A 6,631-nucleotide genomic window follows, 5' to 3' on the forward strand; every position below is an offset into this window, starting at 1 on the left:
CGTCGCGCTGCAGGCGACGGGCACCGTCGCGGTCGGCGGCACGGCGCGGGTCGATGCCTCGGGCGGCGCGGGCGGCGGGCAGGTGCTGGTCGGCACCACCGGGCGCGGGCGCAACCAGGCCATGGCCCGGCGCACCATCGTCGAGAGCGGCGCCGAGATCCGCGCCGACGCCACCGGCACGGGCGATGGCGGCATGCTGGTGCTGAACTCGCTCGAACGCACGGAGATGCGCGGCACGCTGTCCGCCCGCGGCGGCCCCGGCGGAGGCAATGGCGGCTTCGTCGAACTCTCCGGCCAGGGGGTGCTGGAGGCCGCGGGCACGGTGGACGTCCGCGCGCCCGCGGGCACCAACGGCGAGCTGCTGATCGACCCGGACAACATCATCGTCAGCAACACCGCCCTGCCCACCACGCCGGGCGGCCTGCCAGCGGGCGAAACCATCACGGTCGAGATCACCACCGCGACCGGCAGCGTCACCGCCAACACCGGCGCGGCCACCGAATGGACGCGCATCTCGACGGCGGCGATCACCGGCTTCGCCGGGACCGTCACCCTCGATGCCGCGCGCGACATCATCGTCGATTCCGCGATCACCAAGGCCAATGGCGGGCTGACGCTGACAGCGGGGCGCAACGTCACGGTCGGCGCCGCGGTCGATGTGGCGGGCGCGCTGAACGTCACCGCGACGACGGGCGCCATCGCCATCAACGCCGACGCCTTCGCCACTTCCATGGCGCTGACCGCGGCGACGGGCATCGCCCAGGCGGCCGGCACCACCCTGCGGCACCGTACCGACGCGACGACGAACCTGGACCTCGCCGCGACGGTCACCGGCACGGGCAACGTGACGCTCGCCGGCGACAATGGCCGCATCCGGCTGCAGACCGGCGGGACGGCCGACGGCGACTTCACCCTGCGCAGCACGAACCGGGTGATCCTCGGCGGCGGCCAGACCCTCGCGGTCAATGGCATCGCGACGCTGACCGCCGATGTCCCCGGCAACCCGAACCAGAACAACCCCGGCATCTCGCTCCAGGGGACGCTGCTGGCCGAGAGCGTCGCGCTGTCGGCCAACCGCGACATTACCCAGGCGGCGGGCTCGGGCCTGTTCCGCATCGGCGTCGGCGGCGTCGCGGACCCGACCGGAGAGTTGCCGCTGACCGTCGCCGTCACCGGCAGTACCCGCCTGGTCAGTTTGGTGGGCGACAACGGCACGCTGCGGCTCGATGCCGGCAGCACCGAGGCCGGCGACTTCACGCTGCGCGGGCGCGCGCTGACCATCAACGGCCCGCTGACCGCGGGCACCGGCGGCACCGCGCGGAACGACGCCTACCTGACCGCCACGGCCGCCGACGGCGGGGTGCAGATCCAGGGCGTCATCACCGCGCGCAACCTCACGATCAACACCGATGGCGCGGTGACGCAGACCACGGCGCTCGCCCTCGGCGGCAGCGGCGGCGCCACCCCGAACGGGCTCCTGACCATCCGCGGCGCCGACGGCAGCGCAGCCTCGGGCGCGGGCTCGGTGATGCTGACGGCGGCGAACACCGTCGCCGGGCTCGATGCGCGCGCCACCGGCGCGCTCTCCTTCACGGCGGGCGGCGCGCTCGGCGTGCGGCAGGCGAGCGGCGAAGGGGTCACCCTGACGGGCACGGCGGTCACCGTCGCCTCCGGCCAGCCGGGGGTCGTCGCGACAGGCGCGGGCGACGTCCGCATCATCGCCGACAACCTCACCGTGCCGGGCAACATCGCCGCGCCGGACGGGCACACGATCAGCCTGCGCGTGGATGCGCTGGACGCAAGTGGCGGGACCATCTCCGCCGGCGCCGCCGGCACGGTCGAGATCGGCCCGCGCAATGCCACCTACGCCGTGCAGATCGGGACGGCCGGCAATCCGCCAGGCACGCTGGAACTGGCGACGGCCGACCTCAACGCCATCACGGCGGGCACGCTCAGGATCGGCCGCACCAGCATCGTCGGAGAGGCGGCCGAAACCATCGACGCCCAGGGCCTCGCGGTGACTGCGGCGGTGGCGCCGACCGCCGGGCTGTCGCTCATCAGCGCGAACGGCATCACCGTGGGCGCCGACATCACCGCGCCCTCCCTGCGCCTGGAGACCACCGGCGGGGCGATCGGCCTCGGCGCCGCGCGGCTGACCGCGAACGGCGCCACGGGACGCGCAATCCACCTCTACTCCGCCGACGCGATCACCCAGGGCGCGGCCGGGCTCCTCGTCGCCTCGGGCGGGATTTCCGACCTTGTCGCGCACAGCGCGACGGGCGACATCCTCCTCACGGGCCAGGGCGCCTTCCGCCTGGTCAATGGCGGGACGCCGGCCGGCGCGGCAGGGCCGCGCTCGCTGTATGCGGCGGCCGGCGACATCTCCTTCACCACGACCGCCGGGCTGGTGGTGAACGCCGCGGCCGAGGCGTCCTCGCCCGGCGCCACCCTGTCGCTCGAAGCCCGCGCGATCCTGCTCAACGCGCCGCTGCTGACCTTCGCGACCGATGGCGTGGTCGACCTGCGCGCCACGGGCGGCGGGGCGGCGAGCACCATCACCCAGGGCGTGGGCGGGATCATCACCGCCAGCCTGCTCAACCTCGATGCCGAAGGGGCGGTCGGCCTCGCCACCGCGCCGAACCAGGTGGGCGCGCTCGGCAGCATCGCCTTCGCCGACGGCTTCGCCTTCCGCAGCGCCGATGCCCTGACCCTCGCCGGCCCGCTCGCGGCGACCGGCGGCGGCGACGCCACCATCACCCTCGTCGCCGATGCCGGCAGGCTGCAGATCGATGCACCGATCGGCGCCGGCGCGGGCACGCTGCGTCTCGAGGCCACGACCGGGGAAATCCGGCAGGCGGCGACCGGCGCCGCGATCACCGCCGGGCGCGTCGAGGTGACGGCAGGGGGCGATGCGCTGCTCGCCCCGACCGGGGTCGACCGCAACCAGGTGGCGGTGCTGGGCACCAGCACGGTGGGCGGCACGCTCGCCTTCGCCGCGGCAGGCAACCTCGCCCTGGACGGCACGATCACCACCCAGTCCGCCGCGGTCGGCTCGCTCTCGGTCGAGAGTGACGGCACGTTGCGCGTCAATGCCGGGGCCAGCCTCGCCTCCGGTTCGATCCGGCTGGTCTCTGTCGGTGCCATGACCATCGCCGGCACCGTCGGCCTCGACGAGCCCGTGCCGGTCAGCCAGGTGCGCCTCGGCGCCGGTCCGGGCATCACGCAGGAAGCCACGGGGCGGATCGTCGCCGATGCGCTCGGCGTGCGCGCCACCGGCGACGTGGACCTCACGGCGGGCAGCAACGAGGTGCGCCGCGTCGCGGCCCAGGCCACCGGGCTCTTCGCCCTCGACACCGCCGGCGCGCTGACGACGGGGAGCGTGACCGCCGTGCCGTTGCCGGGCGACGGGGCGGTGGACATCGCGGGAGTGCTCGGCCGCTCCGTCACGCTCTCGGCTGGCGACCTGACCATCCAGCCGGGCCTGCTCGACGGCGTGTTCGGGGTCTGGGCGAATGCGACGGACGGCGTGCTGACGCTGCATGCCGACCGCCTGACGGTGAATGGCCTCCTCGGTGCCGGCAACCAGGGCAGCGTGCCAAACCTGGACGGGACGATCGTCGTCGCGCCGCGTGACCTCGCGCGCCGAATCTCGATCGGGCTCGACGATCCCGGCGCGCTGTTCCTCTCGGGGGCGACGCTCAGCGCGCTCGGCGCGCGCCATGTGGTCGTCGGCCGCGGCGAGGCGGGCGCCGGCACGCTCACCGTCGGGGGGGCGGCGAGCGTGCTCTCCGGCGTGAACGACGTGCTGCTGCAGGGCGGCGCGATCGCGCTCAACGCCTTCTTCACGCTGCCGACGGCGGATGGGCTGCTGCGGCTGCACGCGACCGGGGGCGACATCGTGCAGGCGGCGATGGGCGGCGTGGCGGCGAGCCGGCTCTCCTTGCTCGCCGATGCGGGCTCGGTGCTGCTCGGATCGCCCGGGCTGCTGAATTCGGTGACGCAGGTTTCGGGCGGGGTGGCGGCGGGCGAACGCTTCGTCTTCCGCGCCGACGGCACCTACCACCTGGCCGCGCCCGGCATCGCCGCAGCGGGGGCGGAGGTCGACCTTTCCTCCGCCACCGGCAGCATCCTGCAGGTCCTCGGCGCGCCGATCCTGGCGGACCGGCTGCTGGTCGCGGCCGCCTTCGACGTGACGCTCGACGGCGGCGGCGCCATGGCGGGCGCGGGCGATCTCAACCGTGTCGCCAGCCTCTACGCGACCGCCGCCGGCGGCACCCTGACGCTACGCAACGCCGACGCGCTGACGGTCGAGGCGGCGGGCTCGACCGCTCTCCTCGGCGGCGGCGTGGTGCTCGAGGCCCCCACCCTCACGCTCGCCGGCAACGTCTCGGCGAATACCCTGGGCGGCCATGTGGTGCTGCGCACCGGGGCGGATTTCGATGCGCCGGCCGCGGGCAGCATCACCCAGACCGGCGGCATCATCCGCACGCAGGATCTCTCCGCCTCGGCCGGGGGCGACATCCACCTCGGCGGGGCGAACGAGATCGCGCGCATCGTCGCCGGCTTCGGCACCTCGGCCACCAGCACGAACGGCGTCGTCGTCACCAATGGCGGCACCTTCCTGATCGCCAACAGCCTGACCGACCTGCAGGTCGCGGCGCCGGTCACGGCCGCGGGCGGCGGCATCTCCATCTTCTCCAACGGCGTCAGCGTCGCGCCGCTGCTCGCGGACGTGCCCTTCTACGCGCCCGGCGGGACGGTGCAGTTCGCCCCCTTCACCGCCGGGGGCACGATCGGGCTCGGTGGCTTCGGCGGGCTCGACACCACCACCATCACCGCCGACGCGATCCAGCGCGTCACCGCGGATCGCCTGGTCATCGGCAGCCAGGCGCCGACCGATGCGACGAGTTCCGGCACCATCACCCTGCGCGGCGCGCTGGACCTGACCCAGCCCGGCGGCCCGATGGCGCTGGAATTGCGCAGCGGCGGGGACATCGTGGCGGACGGCTTCGCGCTCTCGGTCGCGCGGCTCAGCGCCTACGCGAATGGCGACATCGCCATCGGCACGGCGGACAGCCGCATCGGCAGCCTCGATCAGGGCCTCGGTGACCCGGTGGCGAGCATCCGCGCCGGCGGGGCGGTGCGCGTGACGAGCGCGGGGGTGGATGCCGGCACGGGCCTCTTCACCATCGCCGCGCCGATCTTCGCCGGCGCGGGCGGCACCATCACGCTCCAGGCGCCGGATTTCGCGCTCAACGCATTGGTGGAAACCGGCGCGGGTACCGCGGGGCGGATCGAGATCCTCTCGCCGCGCACGCTCAGCCTCGGCGGCGCGGCGGCCGATGCCGGCACGGCGCGGCTGACCGCGGCGGAACTCGCGCTGCTCGACGCGCAGGGCGGCACGGTCTTCGCCGCTGCGCCGGATATCCGGCTCTCGGGTGCCTGGACGCTCGACCCCACCGCGGCGGGCCGGCTGGAACTCGCTCTCACGGCGGGCGGTGCCGGCACCATCACCCAGACGGCGGGCGGGCTGTCCGTCGGCGCACTCGGCCTCACCGCACTGGCGGGCGCGGGGACGGTGCAGATCGACCTCGCCGGCAACAGCCTGCCGGTGATCCAGGCGGCGGCGCTCGGCGCCGTTTCCGTCGCCACCGAGGGCGCGCTCGAGGTGCGAGGCACCAGCGCCGGCGGCGACGTGACCTATCGCGGGGCGGACATCACCCTCTCCACCGCCGGCCTCGCGCCGGGCCAGGCAACCATCGAGGCGCCGGGCCGCGCGGTGAGCCTGACCGCGACCGCGGGCGACATCACGGGCACCACGGCGCAGGCCGCCGTGCGCGCGACGGCGCTCGCCGCCACCGCGACGGCAGGCGAGGTGCGCCTGAGCGGCGACAACGCAGTCGGCACGCTGGCCGCAACGGCACGGGACGGCGTGGTCTTCCGCAATACCGGGACGCTCACGGCCACCGTGGTCGGTGCGGGCGGCGCCGGCACGGGCGTGGCCGGGGACATCGACATCGCCGCGGCTTCCCTGGTGCTGAACGACGTCCTCTCCAGCGGCACCGTGACACTCGATGCCGGCGCCGGCGACCTGTTGCAGGCCGGCGGCGCGCGCCTGTCGGCAGCGACGCTGGCGGCGACCGCGGCGGGCGCCATCCGCCTTGCCGGGAGCAATCCGGACGGCACGGCGCGCAACCAGATCCAGGATCTGACCGCGTTGTCCGCCGGTGGCGACATCACGCTGCGCAATGCGCTGGCGCTGACGGTGGATGTGCCGATCTCGGTCGGCACCGACCGCGTGCTGACGCTGGAAGCGTCGACGCTGACCCTGGCCGGCAGCCTCTCGGCGGCGGGGCCGAACGGGCACGTCATCCTGCGCACCGGCGGCTTCGCGGGCGGCGTGGCGAGCGGCGGCGACATCCTGCAGACCGGCGGCACGATCAGCGCGGCCTGGCTTGCGGCGCTGGCGGGCGGGACGGTCAGCCTCGACCGGGCGGGCAATGCCATCGGCGCGCTGGGCGGCGGGCGCGATGCCTCGGGCGCGCTGGTCGGGCTCGGGCTCTCGGCGGGCGGCGACGCCACGCTGCGCAGCAGCGGCTTCGGTGGCAGCGCGACGCTCGCGGTGGCGGAT

Annotated in this window: 1 protein-coding gene; it reads left to right on the forward strand. The window is 74.9% G+C overall.

Features of this window, described 5'->3' with window-relative positions:
* On the forward strand, nt 1–6,631 hold a 6,631-nt coding region (locus tag GXW76_RS24550; protein WP_211864774.1), incomplete at both ends, for a hypothetical protein.

The organism is Neoroseomonas soli, from assembly GCF_018129065.1.
GTDB lineage: Bacteria > Pseudomonadota > Alphaproteobacteria > Acetobacterales > Acetobacteraceae > Neoroseomonas > Neoroseomonas soli.